The sequence below is a fragment of the Halosimplex aquaticum genome, from assembly GCF_028747785.1.
Lineage (GTDB): Archaea > Halobacteriota > Halobacteria > Halobacteriales > Haloarculaceae > Halosimplex > Halosimplex aquaticum.
Window position 1 is genome coordinate 223,017 of sequence record NZ_CP118158.1, and the last position, 15,469, is coordinate 238,485.

Annotated in this window: 14 protein-coding genes; 7 read left to right on the plus strand and 7 right to left on the minus strand. The window is 70.0% G+C overall.

Annotation, left to right across the window (positions count from 1 at the left end):
• Positions 1–239 precede the first annotated feature (239 nt).
• The 3 genes from PSC72_RS01135 to PSC72_RS01145 are packed head-to-tail and all read left to right on the plus strand — an operon-like array spanning position 240 to position 4,220.
• Positions 240–1,169: a glycosyltransferase gene (locus tag PSC72_RS01135; protein ID WP_274324065.1), complete on the plus strand. Its 930-nt coding sequence runs from the start codon at positions 240–242 to the stop codon at positions 1,167–1,169.
• Positions 1,166–3,193: a hypothetical protein gene (locus tag PSC72_RS01140; RefSeq protein ID WP_274324066.1), complete on the plus strand. Its 2,028-nt coding sequence runs from the start codon at positions 1,166–1,168 to the stop codon at positions 3,191–3,193. Before PSC72_RS01135 ends, PSC72_RS01140 begins: the two co-directional genes overlap by 4 nt.
• Positions 3,194–3,197: 4 nt before the next feature.
• On the plus strand, positions 3,198–4,220 hold the full coding sequence (locus tag PSC72_RS01145) for a DUF1616 domain-containing protein (RefSeq protein WP_274324067.1): 1,023 nt from the start codon (positions 3,198–3,200) through the stop codon (positions 4,218–4,220).
• A 153-nt stretch (positions 4,221–4,373) separates the two neighbouring features.
• Here the strand turns inward: PSC72_RS01145 and PSC72_RS01150 are convergent, their stop codons facing one another.
• From PSC72_RS01150 to PSC72_RS01165, 4 genes are all read right to left on the minus strand, one after another.
• Entirely contained in the window at positions 4,374–4,643 is a 270-nt protein-coding gene (locus tag PSC72_RS01150) for a hypothetical protein (RefSeq protein ID WP_274324068.1), read from the minus strand.
• A 204-nt stretch (positions 4,644–4,847) separates the two neighbouring features.
• Complete coding sequence (locus PSC72_RS01155) at positions 4,848–5,705, minus strand: endonuclease III domain-containing protein (protein WP_274324069.1); 858 nt, start codon at positions 5,703–5,705, stop codon at positions 4,848–4,850.
• 72 nt (positions 5,706–5,777) lie between these two features.
• Positions 5,778–6,266: a DUF371 domain-containing protein gene (locus tag PSC72_RS01160; RefSeq protein ID WP_274324070.1), complete on the minus strand. Its 489-nt coding sequence runs from the start codon at positions 6,264–6,266 to the stop codon at positions 5,778–5,780.
• A 108-nt stretch (positions 6,267–6,374) separates the two neighbouring features.
• The gene (locus tag PSC72_RS01165) at positions 6,375–6,536 is read right to left on the minus strand and encodes a hypothetical protein (protein ID WP_274324071.1); all 162 of its coding nucleotides are present in this window, start codon (positions 6,534–6,536) and stop codon (positions 6,375–6,377) included.
• 222 nt (positions 6,537–6,758) lie between these two features.
• Between PSC72_RS01165 and PSC72_RS01170 the strand changes: the two genes are divergently transcribed.
• The 3 genes from PSC72_RS01170 to PSC72_RS01180 all read left to right on the plus strand — a co-directional run bounded on the left by PSC72_RS01170 (position 6,759) and on the right by PSC72_RS01180 (position 11,396).
• Complete coding sequence (locus tag PSC72_RS01170; RefSeq protein ID WP_274324072.1) at positions 6,759–8,621, plus strand: glycoside hydrolase family 2 protein; 1,863 nt, start codon at positions 6,759–6,761, stop codon at positions 8,619–8,621.
• 258 nt (positions 8,622–8,879) lie between these two features.
• The gene (locus tag PSC72_RS01175; protein WP_274324073.1) at positions 8,880–9,770 is read left to right on the plus strand and encodes a coiled-coil protein; all 891 of its coding nucleotides are present in this window, start codon (positions 8,880–8,882) and stop codon (positions 9,768–9,770) included.
• Between the two features lie 264 nt (positions 9,771–10,034).
• Positions 10,035–11,396, plus strand: a complete 1,362-nt coding sequence (locus PSC72_RS01180; RefSeq protein WP_274324074.1) for an outer membrane protein assembly factor BamB family protein — start codon at positions 10,035–10,037, stop codon at positions 11,394–11,396.
• Between the two features lie 51 nt (positions 11,397–11,447).
• On the opposite strand, the gene PSC72_RS01185 is transcribed toward PSC72_RS01180, so the two are convergent.
• The gene (locus tag PSC72_RS01185) at positions 11,448–12,341 is read right to left on the minus strand and encodes a CBS domain-containing protein (RefSeq protein ID WP_274324075.1); all 894 of its coding nucleotides are present in this window, start codon (positions 12,339–12,341) and stop codon (positions 11,448–11,450) included.
• Between the two features lie 194 nt (positions 12,342–12,535).
• Positions 12,536–13,156 (minus strand): histidine phosphatase family protein, encoded by a 621-nt coding sequence (locus tag PSC72_RS01190; RefSeq protein ID WP_274324076.1) that lies wholly within the window; start codon positions 13,154–13,156, stop codon positions 12,536–12,538.
• Between the two features lie 164 nt (positions 13,157–13,320).
• Between PSC72_RS01190 and PSC72_RS01195 the strand changes: the two genes are divergently transcribed.
• Positions 13,321–14,430: a molybdopterin-dependent oxidoreductase gene (locus PSC72_RS01195; RefSeq protein WP_274324077.1), complete on the plus strand. Its 1,110-nt coding sequence runs from the start codon at positions 13,321–13,323 to the stop codon at positions 14,428–14,430.
• A gap of 27 nt (positions 14,431–14,457) precedes the next feature.
• Here PSC72_RS01195 and PSC72_RS01200 read toward each other — a convergent pair whose 3' ends face one another.
• Complete coding sequence (locus tag PSC72_RS01200; RefSeq protein ID WP_274324078.1) at positions 14,458–15,087, minus strand: HAD family hydrolase; 630 nt, start codon at positions 15,085–15,087, stop codon at positions 14,458–14,460.
• Positions 15,088–15,469 lie beyond the last annotated feature (382 nt).

Genomic DNA, 15,469 nt, shown 5'->3' on the forward strand with positions numbered 1-15,469 from the left:
TCTCCGGTACCGTTCGCGAAGCGCGGGAGTCCCGTGGGGAGTTCGAGCCGTTAGTCCGGCCGATCGAGGGCCGTAGCCGCATCATTACAATAGGAGATTGCGGGGTGGATAGGGGTGTGAACGGGTACGATATCAGACCGCGATCGAGGGGTTCGAATCACCCGGTCGGGCGCGACGCCGTCCGGCCGCGCGCACCGATACGGGCCGCGCTATCGACGGCGCTGCCGGTGGTGCGTTAGATGGTTCGAACGCTCCAGTTGGTCACGTCCCGCAGGCCCTTTTTCGAACAGCAGGTGGAGGTGCTCGAACGCAACGGGGTCTCCTGCACGGTCGTCCCGGTGCCCGGCGGCACCCGCGAGCGGTCGCTCGCGGACTACGTCCGCTTCTACGCCCGGGTCCTCGAGGCGGCCTCCGGCCCCGACTTCGACCTGGTCCACGCCAACTACGGCCTGACTGCGCCCGCGGCGCTCGCCCAACCCATCCGGCCGGTCGTCCTCTCGCTGTGGGGCTCGGACCTGCTCGGTCGCTACGGAACCGTCAGCGAACAGTGCGCCCGCTTTGCCGACGCGGTCGTCGTCATGTCCGAGGAGATGGCGACCGACCTCGACGGCGACTACACGGTCGTCCCCCACGGGATCGACACCGACCGCTTCGCGCCCGAACCGCAGGACGAGGCGCGCGAGGAGGTCGGCTGGGAGAGCGGGGCGAACCACGTCCTCTTCCCCTACGACCCCTCGCGGGAGGAGAAGAACTACCCGCGCGCCGAGCGGGTCGTCGACCGGGCCCGCGACGCGGTCGACGGCCGGGTCGAACTCCACGCGGTGTCGGGCGTCCCCCACGAGCAGGTCCCGACGTACATGAACGCCGCGGACGCGATGATCCTCCCCTCCGAGCGGGAGGGGTCGCCGAACGCGGTGAAGGAAGCGCTGTCGTGTAACCTGCCGGTCGTCGCGACGCCGGTCGGCGACGTGCCGACGCTGCTCGACGGCGCCGACTGCTCGCACGTCAGCGACACCGACGAGGGACTCGCCGACGCGCTCGCCGAGGTGCTCACGTCCACCAGCCCGCCGAACGGCCGGGAGCGCGCTCGCGAGTTCGGCCTCGACCGGATGGGCGAGGACCTCCTCGGCGTCTACGACAGCGTCCTCGACGCGGAGGTGGCGGCGTGAACACGCATCCGACGACCTGGCTCCGGACGGGCCGGCTCGACGCCGTGATCGCCGCGCTCGGCCTCGTCGTCGCGCTCGGCCTGCTCCCGCTGGCGTTCCTCTCCTCGGAGGCGTACGTCCAGTCCGTCCCGGTCGTCCTCGGCCTGGGCTGTCTGCTGTACCTGGTCTCGATCCGCCGGGACGCCTCCGTCGACCGCTCCAGGTGGACGATCGGGGGAAGCGGGGTCGCCGCCGCGGAACTGACCGGGATCGGACTGGTCGCGGTGACGGTCGCCGCGGCGCTGGCCGGCACGCGGACCCTCCGGGTCATCCTCCTGGCGGGGGCCGTCGGCGCGTTCATCCTCCTGCAGATCGTCTTCCTGTCCGAGGACGCGCTCGACGAGCGGCTCGTGCTCGCGCAGATCGTCGCCCACGCGTTCGTGGTCAGATTCACCGGCCTGTTCACGACGGCCGGGTTCATCGGCGTCGACAGCTGGGAGCACGTCACCCAGTACGCGGCCTCGCTGCAGGAGGCCGGGTCGCTCGCGCCGCTGGCGGACGCGAAGTACTACTTCGCGCCGTTCCACCACCTGGCGAACGTCGTCGGCTCGGAGCTGCTGGGCGTGTCCCTCCGGATGAGTCTCTACCTCGTCCTCGGGAGCGTCCTCGTCTTCGCCGTCCTGCTCGTCTACGGGACGGCCAGGTACTTCGTCGACGTGCGCTGGGCGCTGTTCGCGACCGGCGCCTTCGCGATGACCGACCAGGCCATCCGCTGGGGGATGCACATCATCCCGACGAGCCTCGGCCTGGTCTTCTTCCTCGGCGTCGTGTTCGCCGTGACGCGCCTGCTCCACGCGGAGACGACCCGCGCCGACTGGGCGCTGCTGGTCGGATTCATCGTCGCGGTCACGCTTACCCACCAGGTGTCGGCGTTCGTCTCGCTCGTCTTCATGGGGTCGGCCGTCCTCGCGCAGGTGCTCGTCAACCGCGTCGACTGGGTCACGCCGGCCGACCAGTACGCCGGCGGCGGCACCGACCTCGGGTCGACCTCGCTGGAGACCGGCGAGTCGGCCGACCCGATCACCGACGGCGCCTCGCGGTCGCTCGCCGACACCGTTCCGCTGCACGGCGCCTTCGCGTTCCATCTCGTCTTCACGGGCGCGATCTGGGCTGTCACGCCCTGGAGCGGCGAACGCTTCCTCACCCGCGCCGTCGGCCTGTTCTGGTTCACCGTCCAGACCTCGGCCGGGTTCCTGAACCTCGTCCCGTCGAGCAGCAGCGCGGGCGAGGCCGCCGCCGCTGGCCCGTCGACCCTGGCGGGCCAGGTGGCACCCTACGTCGACGCGCTCGGTTTCCTCGTCCTCCTGTTCGCGGCGATCCTCGGCAGCCTCGCGCTGGTCCGGCGCCACCGCTCGCCCCAGGCGTCACACACGATCGTCATCGCGATCGGCGTGATGCTGTTCTTCTCGCTCGGACTGCCGCTGTTCGGGATCCGGACGTTCCTGCCCGGCCGGTGGTACGCCTTCGCCTACGCGCTGATGGCCGTCGTCGGCGCCGCCGGACTCCGCTACATGGGGGCGCAGTTCTCGACGCGCGCGGTCGCCGCCGTGCTCGTCGTCCTGCTGCTCGCGTTCCCGTTCGCGATGATCGCCGGCAAGAAGGCGACTATGGACGACCCGACGTTCGACCAGCAGTGGCCGAAGTACTCCTACACGGAGTCCGAAATCGCCGCGATGGGCACCATCGGCGAGACGACGCCTGGGACCGAAGACGCGATCTACACCGACCACCCGTACCAGACGGCATTCAAGAGCAGCGGCGCCTTCTTCGGGCTGCCGATAAACCTCACCAGCATCAGCGAGGCGGGCCCGCCACACGACAGGACCGTCTACCGGACGTATCAGTCCACGGGGGCGCCCCAGTTCACCACCGAGGGCGGAGTCGTCGTGACTCGGCGGGTGAGCCAGGAGCAGATCTGTCCCGAGGCGAGCAGTCGCGTGTACGACAACCAGGAAGCGGAGCTGTGTACCCGACCGGGAGCCTGAAACGATGAGCTACGACACTGACACCCGTCGATACGGCGTCGGCGACCTCGCCGTGGTCGTCGCGCTGGTCGTCGCCTTCGACGCCGTCGTCGCACTGTCGCTCGACTTCCCGACGCTCCGGCTGGCGCTCGGCCTGCCGGTGCTCCTGCTGGCGCCCGGGTGGGCAGTCGTCGCCGCGCTGTACCCGCGCGGCGGCGACGGCGCCGACCCGACGCGGACGCGTGCGGCCTCGACGCCGAGTCGCGGCGCGTCGACCGACCCGATCAGTCCGGTCGCGCGGTTCGCGCTCGCAGTCGCGGCGAGCGTCGCCGTCGTCGCCGCGGTCGCCGTGGCGGTCAACGCCAGCCCGTGGCTGATCCGGCCGCTCCCGATGCTGGTCGGGATCACCGCGGCGACCGTCCTCGCCGTCGTCGTCGCGGGCTACCGCCGGTTCACGCTGCCCGCGATGATGCGGTACAGCCCGTCGGTCCCGTGGCGGCCGGTCGCCCGCGCCGCGCGCCCGCGGCTCTCGGCGACGTTCTTCCTCGGGATACTCCTCGTCGCCAGCGTCGTCGGCGCGACGGCCGTCCTCGCGACGAGCGACGCCGTCAAGGCCGGCACGAACGACCAGTTCACCGAGTTCTCGGCGCTGACCGCCAACGGCTCCGGCGAGTACGTCACCGCGAACTTCACCGACACCGTCGAGGCCGGCGGGTCGCTGTACTTCGAACTCGCCAACGGCGAGGGCGCCCGGACCGACTACACGCTCGTGTTCGTCCGCGAGGCCGTCGCCGTCGAGAACAACGAGACCGTCGTCCAGTCCGCGACCGAGCGCGACCGCCGCTCGGTGACGGTCGGCGCCGGCGACACCCAGCGAGTCGAGTTCGAGCCCCGGCCGTCCGGCGAGAACAGCACCGTCCGCCTGCGGGCGTACCTCTACCGCGGCGACGCGCCCGAGGACCCCTCGCCGTCGTCGGCCTATCGGTCGGTGCGGATCTGGTACGACGAGACGCCGCTCGAAACGGCCAGTAGCGAGACCGCGGGCTGACCGGTCGCGGTCGCTTCTCCTTCGAACCCCGTTCCGTTTCCGTCCGCACCGACAGTTCAATCGCCCGTCGTTCCAGGCTCTATCGCTGGTCGCTCCCGCTTCTACGGGGTCGACGACTTCGGCGCGGGAAGTCACGTGACCGGGTTGAGCGCGTCAGGGGATATCGCCTGTGACGACCTTCCAGAGCGCCAGGGCGCCCATGTACAGGAAACAGAGCCCGCCTATCGCAAGGGCGATGTAGACCGGGACGAGAGCGATCGCGAGCCCGATACCGAGTGTCACCGTCAGGAGAGCTACCGCCAGTTCGACGATCCACCTGACGACCCCGTAGGGGACCGGCCAGAACGGGACGACGAACGCGAGCAGGACGACCCGTCCTCTCGTAAGGGCGCCTCTGAGTGCGAAGAATAGCGCGAGTACCACCCACAGAACGACAGTTACAGCTCCTAGCGAGAGTGTTCCCATTTGACTTGCCCGGTCCGTGTACTTAGTGACGGAACTATGCGTATATACTACCCGGTGCAGTCGTCGACACGTCCGCGTTCCGAAGTTTCCGTCGGATCCGCGCCGTTTTGCCGTTTCCGCTGACGCACCGAGACCTTCGGAGAAACCGCTCTCGAGGGGCGCTCACCCTTTCGCGACGGCTTCTGCCGGGTCGACGACTTCTCCGCTCTCGGGATCGACGCCGACCTGCTCGCACAGGTCGACCAGCGGACAGGCCTCGGGGTCGTCGAGACAGGCGGGCTTGCGGGCTTTGCAGTACTCCCGGCCGAACTGGATCATCGCCGTGTGGCCGAAGCCGCACTTCTCCGCGGGGACTTCCCGCTCCAGCGCCTCGCGGACGCCCTCGTGGTCGGCGTCGGCGGGCGCCAGCCCCATCCGGCGGGCGATGCGGTGGACGTGCGTGTCGACGGGGAAGACGCCGCCGCGGCCGCCCGAGAAGAGGAGCACGCAGTCGGCGGTCTTCGGCCCGACGCCGTTCATGTCCAGCAGCGTCGAGCGGACCTCGTCGGGGTCGCCCGTCTTGACGAACTCGTCGAAGCCGTCGGCGCCGCCGTACTCCTCGCAGATCCGCTCGGCCAGTGCGATAATGCGCTCGGACTTCTGGTTGTACAGCCCCGCCGAGGAGATGGTCTCGGCGAGGCGCTGCTGGTCGGCGTCGGCGAGTGACTCGGCGAGGTCGTCGCCCCCGACGTCACCTCCGGGACCATAGCGGTCCATCAGAGAATCGTGGGCCGGCTGGCTCGCCACGTCGGAGGTGTTCTGGCTCAGCACCGTGCGGACGAGACACTCGAAGCCGTCGCGGCCGCCGTAGGCCTTCTGCCAGTACAGTTCGCCCAGGCGGTCGACGACGGCCTCGGCGCGGCTGTCGGCCTCGCCCGGTTCGAAGACGGTGGCCTCACCGCCGCCCGCGGCGCCGCCGCTGATGTTCTCGGCGGGTTCCGGGTCGTCCGTCGCGCCCGCGTCCCCTGCGTCGTCGCTCATGTCTGCCCGTCGGGACCGAGCCACCATAACCGTCCCGCGTCACGCGTTCGTCGGTGCGCCCGAGCCGCCCGATCAGGCCGGGTCGACCCGCAGGGTCAGCGTCGCGTCGGCGCCGTCGGCGAGCGCCGCGACCAGGTTGCGGTCGACGTCGGCGGCCGCGCCGTCCGCGCCGACCATCACCGTCCGGTCGTCGACGTAGTCGCTCGTCCGGATCACGTGGCTGCGCTCGTTCTCGAAGGAGAAGTCGGGGTGGCCGCGGCCGGTCACCTCGTGGGTGTGACCGTCGGCCTCGATGGTCGCCGTGATCGTCGCGCCGTGGGCCTGACACGCGTCGAGAAAGGCGTCGGAGAAGTCCGCGGGGACGCGGTCGGCCTCGATAGCGAGGATGCAGTCGCCGGCGGGGGTGAGGAAGTCGTCGCTCGTGAACTCCAGGGTGCTGACGTGCTCGGCGGTGACGTTCTCGTGCCCCTGAGCGCGGACCACTTCGACGAGTTCGTCGGCCGATCCGTCGCCGGTCACGTCGGCGTCGGCCGGTTCGGCTCCGTCGCTGGCGTCGTTCATGTCCGGCGATTCGGGCGCGCGTACTTCAGGGAGTCGAAGTCGGCCCTGCCCCGCTCGGCCGTGCGTGACTCGGCCGCGCGCCCGTCCGCGTGTCGCCGCTCCGGCCGCTCACTCGTCGGGGGCGGCGACGGTGACGGTGACGTGGCCGCACTCGCACTCGTAGGCGCGGCGTTCGCCGCCCTCGGTGCGGAAGACGAGCATGCACGAGCCGTCGGTGAGCTTGCGCGAACAGTTCGCCGCCTCGCACCGGCAGACTATCTCGCTCAACATACTCGTAGTTCGCCCCGGTCACATATGAATGCGAGCCGTACCCGGAGTGAAAGTGTAATCGCCGGACTGCGGCGGGGTGGTCGCCCCCGTCACGCGGTCTCGCGAGCGGAAGTAGTCCGCCGGAAACGCCGGGTCGTTTCGGTCGTCTGAACGGTCGGGGCGCCGGCGTGGCGCCGACCGTCCGACGTAAAGGATATACCACCGGGGAACGCCCAGATTGGTATGCCGACTGAGTGGAGCGGTGCGGCGGTCGACCCCGGCGGCGGCAAGCCCGAACCCAGGGACTGGCAGGACGTCGACGTGCCGGGGCGGCCGGCCGCCTTCGCCGGCGAGGACCGGGTCGCCTACCGGACCGTCTTCGACGACCCGCGCGACACCGACGACGCGCTGGCCCTGCTCGAACTCCGCGGGCTGTACGCCAACGCCGAGGTCTGGCTGAACGACGAACTCGTCGCCGAGTCCGACGCCGTCTTCGACCCCGTGCGGGTACCCTTCGAGCCCGACGAGGAGAACGAACTCGTCGTCGAGTGCTGGGCCCCCGAGGACCGATTCGGCGGTATCCACGACACCGACCGGATCCCCGCGAGCGAGTCGGTCCCGGGGATCTGGTGGGGCGTCGACGTGACGGGCCAGCCTGACCCCTTCGTCGTGGACGTGGAACTGTCGTCGCGGCGGACCGGCGACGGCGCGACCATCGACGCGGCCGTCGAGGTCTACAGCTCCGAACCGCTCGATGACCGACTCACGCTGACGACGAAACCCGCGGGCGACCGCCGCGGTCGCGGAATGATGGACCGCGCGAGCGTGAGCGCGGCCGCGGGCGAGCGCGCCGTCGCCGAACACGCCATCGAGGTCCGCGACCCGTCGCTGTGGTGGCCCCGCGGGATGGGCGCCCAGCACCGCTACGAGGTCCGCGCGAAGCTCGACGGCGCCGTCCGGACGGAGACGACCGGGATCGCGACCGTCGAACAGACCGACGAAGGCGGCCTGCGCGTCAACGGCGAGGACGTGCCCGTCCGCGGGGTCGCGCTCCAGGACGCGTCGGTCGAGGACGCCGAGCGGGCCGTCGAAGTGAACGCGAACCTCGTCCGCGCCCACGCCCACGCGCTGTCCGAGGAGGTCTACGAGGCCTGCGACGAGGCGGGGCTGCTCGTCTGGCAGGACCTGCCGCTGACGGGGCCGGGCGTGTTCGACATCGCGCGCGGGCAGGAGTTGGCCGGCCGGCTGGCGCGGACCTACGCCCACCACCCGAGCCTCGCGGCAGTGGGGATCCACGACGAACCGACCGAGACCTTCGTCAGTCGCGTCGGGTCGGGAATGCTCGACCGGCTGCGCTTCCGCTGGCGGGTCTGGCGGAGCGACTACGACCGCGGCGCCGCCGAGGAGGTGGCCGACGCCGTCCCCGACGAGCTGGCCGTGTTCCCCGTCGTCGGCGAACCGGGGACCGACCCCGACGCCGCCGCGCTGTACCCCGGCTGGGACTACGGCGGCGTCGCCGACCTCGACTGGGTCACCGAGCGCTACGACCTCGGCGGGGTCGTCGGGGAGTTCGGTGCCGGCTCGCTCCCCGACGGCGTCGATCCGACCGACGAGGGGTTCGACGCCGCCGGGTTCGACGCCGGCAAACACGACGCCGCCGTCGGGAGCGACGACGCCGAGGCCTCGCAGGCGTACCAGGCGGAGCTCGTCCGCGGCGTCGCCGAGCGGCTGCGGACCGACGACGCGCCGGTCGTCGTCGCGAACGCGCTCCGGGACGCCGGCGACGCGGGGATGGGCGTCTACGCGCGCGACGGGACGCCGAAAGACGCGGCCGACAGCCTGACGACGGCGTTCGAGCCGGTCCAGGCGTTCCTGGTCGGCGCGTCGCCGGGCGAGTGCGACGTCGTCGTCGCCAACGACGCGCCCGAATCGGTGTCGGGGAGAGTCAGCTGGACCGCCGGCGACGAGAGCGGGGAGGTCGACGTGACCGTCGGCGCCGGCGAACGGGTGGTCGCCGAGACCGTCTCCGTACCGAAATCAGCGTCGTCGGTCGATCTGACGCTGGCCGTCGGCGACGCGTCCGTCGACAACACGTACCGTTTATAAGCTGACCGTACTGTTTGGTAACTCGTCGCATGGCTCGCTCGCGGCGTTCTCGGGTCCCTGGGCCTGGGACGCGGGGGCACGGTTCACCGGAATATTTAAACCAGGGGAAGCGCAAGAGTCTGGTACCAGAACGTCTCCGGCGTTCCGGCTGTATCGCACTTCGACCAGCATGACAGGACACCCTTGTTGTCGGCGTCAGCCACTCCGTAGCGGTGGGCCTGTCTCTCGCCGGAGCGGGTATGGCATAGAGGTACAATTATGGCAGACTCGATAGACGAATCCAAGAACGTATCGGTGACAGACGAAGATCTCGAAAACAAGTCCAAGGGCGAGCTCATCAAGCTCGCGGGACAGCTTCGAGACCGACGAAACGAACTCAACCAGATGGCCTCCGAGCGGGCCTCCAGCCGCGACGACCTCAACGCGAAGACTCGCGAGAAGGTCGACGAGGCCCAGGAGCACCGCGAGAAGCGCGACGAGCTCAACCAGCAGGTCCAGGAGCACAAGGAGAAGCGAAACGAGCTCAACGCCGAGGCCAACGAGCTCTTCGACGAGGTCGAGGAGAAGCGCGACGACCTCGAACTCGACGAGGGCAAGGACATCGAGCAGCTCGAGTCCGAGATCGAGGACCTCGAGTTCAAGCAGCAGACCGAAGTCCTCTCGGCCGAGGACGAGCGCGAACTCATCGAGAAGATCGAGGAGAAGCGCGAGAAGCTCGCCGAGAAGAAGGAGAAGCTCAACCAGGGGGGCGACCTCGAGGAGATCAAGGCCGAAGCCGAGGAGATCCGCTCTGAGGCCTCCAAGCACCACCAGAAGGTGACGGAGCTGGCCGACGAGGCCCAGGAGCACCACAACCAGATGATCGAGGCCTACCGCGAGGCGGACGACATCCGCGACGAGGCCGACGAGATGCACGAGAAGTTCGTGGAGGCCCAGGAAGCGGCCGACCAGCACCACGAGGACTTCGTGCGCGTCCAGAAGCGCCTGCGCGAACTGGACAAGAAGGAAGAAGAGGAAGAGCGCGAGGCGCGCCAGGAGAAAGAGGAGGCCGCCCGCGAGGAGGCCGAGGAGATCTACCAGAAGTTCAAGGAAGGCGAGACCCTCGACACCGAGGACCTGATGAAGCTCCAGAAGACCGGCCTGCTGTAAGTTCTGCGACGCTACTCTCTGCGTTTCTCACGGTCACTGAGCCGCTGGCGTAGGCGACTTCACGCCACCGTCACAGTCGCTGGTCCTGCTACCGCCGCAGTCGCTCGTATAGCCACCGCCGCAGCCTGATCGCCGTCGCACTCTAATCACCGTCGCAGTCGAATCGGCGCAGTCACTGATTCTCTCGGGTACACAATCCGATTCCGCGTGGCATCGCCGCGGTCGGCCCCCTCCTTTTTGCCCGCAGCGCGCGACTCACTCACCATGGATCGGGGTGCGGAGGCGGACGCCGGACGCCTGCCGCGTCGGGCCGTCCTGCGGCGGGGACTCCTCGCTGGCGTCGGCGCGCTCGGCGGGTGTTCGCTGTTCGATGGCCCCTCGACCGACGGCCCGGAAGGACCGCCCGACCCCGACGACGTGACGGCGACGGGATCGGAGGGTCGGCCGACCCCGACCGGATCGGGGACGGGCACTCACGGAGCGGAGCCGGCAGATCGGGAGCCGACGCCCGCCGAGCGTGAGCGGGCCGTCACCCCCGACGCACAGTCGCCGGCCGGGGAGTGGCGAGTCGCCCAGGCCGACGACGCACGCACCGGCTGGAAGGCGGACGCGCTCGGCCCGGAGTCGCCGGTCGAAACCGCCTGGTCGGTCGGCCTGGGCGGGGGCGTCCAGGGGTCGGTCACGGTCGCGGACGGCCTCGCGTACGCCGGGAGAGCCGGCGGATCGGTGACCGCCGTCGAGACCGTCGACGGTGTCGTGCGATGGATGCACGAACTGGACGGGGGCGTTCGGGCGACGCCGACGGTCGCGGACGGACTGGTGTACTGCGGCGACGAGAGCGGGGACCTGGTGGCGGTCGACGCCGCCGACGGCACCGAGCAGTGGTCGTTCTCGGTCGCGGGCGACCGGCCGGGGCCGACGGCGGTGCGGAGCGGGCCGGTCGTCGGGGAGAGCGTGGCCTACGTCGGAGCGACGGACGGGCGCGTCTACGCCGTCGGCACCGACGACGGGGGCGAGCGGTGGTCGTTCGACGTCGGCGGCTTCCTCGGCGTCGTCGCCCCGGTCGCGCTCGCGGACAGCCGGGTGTTCGCCGGGAGCTACGCCGGTCGGCTGTACGCGCTCGACGCGGGGGACGGGAGCGAGCGCTGGCGCTATCCGGGGATGGACGAGACCCGCGCGTGGTCGGGGCCGACCGTCGCCGACGGCGTCGTCTACGCCGGTGGGGTCCCCGGAGGCGTCTTCGCGGTCGACGCGGGGGACGGGAGCGAGCGCTGGCACGTCTCGACGGACCGCCCGGCCTTCGCCTCGCCCGCAGTCGCCGACGGGACCGTCTACGCCGGGACCGACGGAGGGAACGTGCTGGCGCTCGCCGCCGCGGACGGGAGCGAGCGCTGGCGCCGAGAGGCCGGCGGCGCGGTGAAGTCCTCGCCGGTGGTCGTCGGCGAGACGGTCGTCTTCGGGACGACCGCGGGCGCCGTGGTCGCGCTCGACACCGCGGACGGACGCGAGCGCTGGCGGTTCGACGCGGACGGCGCCGTGACGAGTTCGCCCGCCGTCGTCGACGGTCGGGCGTACGTCGGCGACGCCACGGGACAGGTGTACGCGGTCGGGACCGGTGAGCGGTAAGTGGCTCGCGGCGCGAGCGCCGGCGGTCAGCAGTCGCGACGGCGCCAGTCCTCAGGCGGTCTCCGGGATCGGATCGGCGATGACGACGGCTTCGCCGTCGATGACGGTCTCGCCGTCGCTGTCGGTGACGGTCGTCGTGAGCCGGTAGCGGTCGTCGCCCATCTCCTCGACCACCTCGCACTCGGCGGTGACGCGCTCGCCGATGTCGACGGGACCGAGGTAGCTCACTTCCTGGGAGAGGTAGACGATGAGACCGGGCAGTCGGGCGAGCGCGGCGCTGACGACGCCGGCGACGAGCGTCCCGTGGACGATGCGTCGACCGAAGCGCGTGCCGCGGGCGTACTCGTCGTCGAGGTGGAGGCGGTTGGTGTCGCCGCTGGCGTCGGCGAATTCCTCGACCTCGTCCTCGTCGAGCGGCTTCGAGAAGCGGACCACGTCGCCGACGTCGATGTGGCCCTGGTGACCGACGTACTCGAACTCCCAGTCGGGCTTCTCGTAGGCGGTGTCGGCGCGGTCGGTCCGGCGGACGGCCGCTTCGGTGGTACCGGCGTCGCGCGCCGGTCTGCGCACGTGGGGGATGTACTGCGAGAGCAGGCCTGCGGTGACGATGCCGACGAGCCCCTCGTCGTCGAGGACGGGCAGCGATCCGATCCCGTGGGTCCGCAGTCGCTCGGCGGCCGCGACGATCGATTCGTCCGCGTCGACCGTGTGGACCGGGCTCGACATCACGTCGGCGGCGGTGAGGGCGTCCGGGTCGCGGTGGTCGACCAGCAGCGCGACGGCGTCGGACTGGGTGACGATACCGACGACCTCGCCGCCTTCGACCACGACGACCGACTCGACGTCGGGGTCGTCGAGCGTGCGCGCGACCGCGAGGGCGTTCGTCTCCGGGTCGACCGTCTCGGCCGGCGTCATGAGTTCCGTGACTGCGGGGGGACGAAGCATCGTGTCGCCCGTTCGGAGGGACGGCCCTTGAGAATAGGGACGCTACGTGGCACCGACGGTCACCAGTCGGTCGCGTTCGACACAGTGCATCAGCCAGTCAGTCGATCGACCGGTTACTGGGGTGAGTCCCCGGTCTCAGCGGGGTTTCTCGTGGTGTGACGTGCCATCCCTACCATGCAGTGGAGGCGGGCGATTCAGCAGTGGCTGGTATCGTTCTCACGGACGATCCTCACCGCGCCCGTCTCGTGGTCGACCTCGAACTCGTTGATCGAGCAGTTCCCCTGTGACTGCTCCAGGATCGTTTCGACGATATCGAGGTCTTTCAGGTGTCCCAGAAGCAGGCGAATGGGGCCACCGTGAGTCACGATAAGGACGGTCTCTCCCGATTCGCACTCGGCCAGTGTCGTCTCCCACCGCTCGACGACGCGGTCGCGAACGTCGACGAGACTCTCACCGCTTTCCGGTCGCTTGTGCGCTGCTTCCGGGCCGGCCGCGTCGAGTTCGTACTCGGGAAACCGCTCGAACATCTCGTCGAACAGCAAGCCCTGGTAGACGCCGACGTCGCGTTCGCGCCACGCCGGTTCAAACGTGACGGGCGCGTCGACGTGTTCACGCAGGATTTCCACCGTCTCCTCCGCCCGATGCAGGTCCGACGACAGAATACGGTCGAAGTCGTGTCTCTCTGTGAGTGCCGCGCCGAGACAGTCGGCTTGCTCTCGGCCACGGTCGGTGAGCGGAGCCGGCGCCCACCCTTGCAGTCGTTGCTTCCGGTTCCACGTCGTCTCACCGTGCCGGACTGCAACGATAGTTGTCATACCGCTCTGTGGACAGAACGAGGAGATGAGACTTCTGATCAGTTCCGCCGTTCTCCTGCGTCGCGACAGACCGTTCCCAGGGTCAGTTGTCGAGGACGCAGCCGAACAGAACGACGATCGAGTCGACCCTGTCAGTCAAGCCCGTCGAGTCCTAAGCGCGGGTAATGGGCAGACGACCGCGGATCGAGCCGCCGCCGCGGGTGGTCGACGCCTCGCTGTTAGCGGCGGTAGTCGTCCTGCTCGGGACGGGCGCGGTGAGTCTCGTCTCGGGGCGGCCAGCGGGCGCCTGGGTGTTCGACGTCCACGCGGTCGCGGGCCTGGCGACCGTCGTCCTGCTGGCCTGGAAACTCCGGCGGGTGCGCCACCGGTTGGCTCCGGACGCGCTGGACGCGACGCGGGCGTTGTCCGCGCTGTTAGGTGTCGTCGCGGCGGCGGCGCTGGCGACAGGGATCTGGTGGGTGTTCGGCGGGACTCTCGACCTCGGACCGTGGGGCCTCCTGAACCTCCACATCGGGTTGGGGTTGACCGTCCCGATCCTGCTCGCGCTCCACCTGCGCCAGCGGTTCGCGCTGCCGTCGCGCCGGTCGGTCGCGGACCGCCGGAACGCGCTGCGGTACGCCGCGCTCGTGGGATCGGGCGCCGTCGTCTGGCGCGCGCAGGAAGCGGCGAACACCGCCCTCGGGACGACGGGCGCCGAGCGGCGGTTCACCGGGTCGCGCGAGGAGGGCAGCGACGACGGCAACCGCTTCCCCGTCACCTCCTGGGTCGCCGACGACCCGGACCCCGTCGACCGGTCGTCGTGGTCGCTGACCGTCGACGGGATGGTGGGGGAATCGCTGGAGCTGTCCGCCGCGGACCTGCCCGACGGTGGCGGCGACGCAGTGGCCGAGGCCAGCGGTACGGGGCCTGATCAGACGGAAACGCGAGCACTGCTGGATTGCACGAGCGGGTGGTACTCCGAACACGACTGGCAGGGCGTCCGCGTCGGCGACCTGATCGACGCCGCGGGCCCGCGATCGGGCGCCGCCTGGGTGCAGTTCCGCTCGGTGACCGGTTATCGCTGGAGTCTGCCGCTCGACGAGGCGCGGGACGCGCTGCTGGCGACCCGCGTCGACGGCCAGCCGCTCTCGCACGGCCACGGCGCGCCGATGCGGCTGGTCGCCCCCGGCCGCCGCGGCTTCCAGTGGGTCAAGTGGGTCGAGTCGGTGCGGGTGACCCGCCGACGCGAGGTGGGCGAGTGGCTCGCCGTCTTCGTCAGCGGGATCGACGGGTGAGCGGGGCAGTCGGGCGAGGAAACCGACTCAGAGCAGCGTCGCCAGCGTCCGGAAGTCGGGCGTGCGCAGGTCGGCGATCGACGCGTCGACGTGGACCGTCTCGAAGCCGTGCGCGCGGGCGCCCTCGACGTCGGGCTCGCGGTCGTCACCGACCATCACGTACGTCTCGGTGTCGACGCGGGCCTTCGCCGCCTCGAAGATGTCCCGGTCGGGTTTCGTCGCCTCGACGTCCGGGTCGTGCGAGGCGACGCGCGCGTCGAAGTAGTCGAGCAGGCCGACCTCCTCGACCTTGCCGAACTGGACCCCCGGGATCCCGTTGGTCAGGATACCGAGCGTGTGGTCCTCGGCGAGTTTCTCGACAGCTCTCTCGACGCCGGGAACCGGTTCGACCGCGTCGAACTCCGCGGCGACGAGCGCGTCCGCGAGTTCTCGGGGGTCGGCGTCGACGGGGTACTCGTCGCAGAGGTCGGTGAACGCTCGGTGGTACGGATCGTCGGCGAACTCGCCGAAGTGGTGGAAGAAGCGTTCGTTGTAGTGGGCGAGCCAGTCGTCGGCGGGTGTGACCTCCGCTCGGTCGAACGCGTCGGCGATGATCTCACCGTAGCCCCCCGACCACCGAACGAGCGTCCCGTCCACGTCGAAGAAGATCGCTGCCATGGCTTCGTGGTTGCGGGACTCCGTGAAAAAGGTGGTCGAGGGGTGTGAGATGGTGGCAGTGGGGGAGAGCCGAAGGTGAGTTCGAGAGTCGAGTACAGGGAGTCTGTCAGTATCAGGGAGCGCAGCGGCCAAAGGATCCGATACGCTACGGTACCGACTGAGCAGCGCTGAAAGCCCCGAGCCGTTCGACGGCTGCGACTCGCTGCGCGCTTCGCTCACTGCGTTCGCTCCAGTGCTTGCGTCGTCTCGCTCGTCGAACGGCTCGCCCCTTTCATTCCTACCCGACGACTACTTCACCGCAGCCACACGCCTCCCCAACCGACTGCGTTACTCGGTCGCTTCCGCTCCCTGCGTTACTCATCCCTCGCACGGTGCTGTCGCG

What these genes read in the sequence shown, in the direction of transcription:
- PSC72_RS01135 (WP_274324065.1), top strand. Translation starts at nt 240, where the DNA reads ATGGTTCGAACGCTCCAGTTGGTCACGTCCCGCAGGCCCTTTTTCGAA.
- PSC72_RS01145 (WP_274324067.1), top strand. Translation starts at nt 3,198, where the DNA reads ATGAGCTACGACACTGACACCCGTCGATACGGCGTCGGCGACCTCGCC.
- PSC72_RS01155 (WP_274324069.1), bottom strand. Translation starts at nt 5,705, where the DNA reads ATGAGCGACGACGCAGGGGACGCGGGCGCGACGGACGACCCGGAACCC.
- PSC72_RS01160 (WP_274324070.1), bottom strand. Translation starts at nt 6,266, where the DNA reads ATGAACGACGCCAGCGACGGAGCCGAACCGGCCGACGCCGACGTGACC.
- PSC72_RS01165 (WP_274324071.1), bottom strand. Translation starts at nt 6,536, where the DNA reads ATGTTGAGCGAGATAGTCTGCCGGTGCGAGGCGGCGAACTGTTCGCGC.
- PSC72_RS01170 (WP_274324072.1), top strand. Translation starts at nt 6,759, where the DNA reads ATGCCGACTGAGTGGAGCGGTGCGGCGGTCGACCCCGGCGGCGGCAAG.
- PSC72_RS01175 (WP_274324073.1), top strand. Translation starts at nt 8,880, where the DNA reads ATGGCAGACTCGATAGACGAATCCAAGAACGTATCGGTGACAGACGAA.
- PSC72_RS01180 (WP_274324074.1), top strand. Translation starts at nt 10,035, where the DNA reads ATGGATCGGGGTGCGGAGGCGGACGCCGGACGCCTGCCGCGTCGGGCC.
- PSC72_RS01185 (WP_274324075.1), bottom strand. Translation starts at nt 12,341, where the DNA reads ATGCTTCGTCCCCCCGCAGTCACGGAACTCATGACGCCGGCCGAGACG.
- PSC72_RS01190 (WP_274324076.1), bottom strand. Translation starts at nt 13,156, where the DNA reads ATGACAACTATCGTTGCAGTCCGGCACGGTGAGACGACGTGGAACCGG.
- PSC72_RS01195 (WP_274324077.1), top strand. Translation starts at nt 13,321, where the DNA reads ATGGGCAGACGACCGCGGATCGAGCCGCCGCCGCGGGTGGTCGACGCC.
- PSC72_RS01200 (WP_274324078.1), bottom strand. Translation starts at nt 15,087, where the DNA reads ATGGCAGCGATCTTCTTCGACGTGGACGGGACGCTCGTTCGGTGGTCG.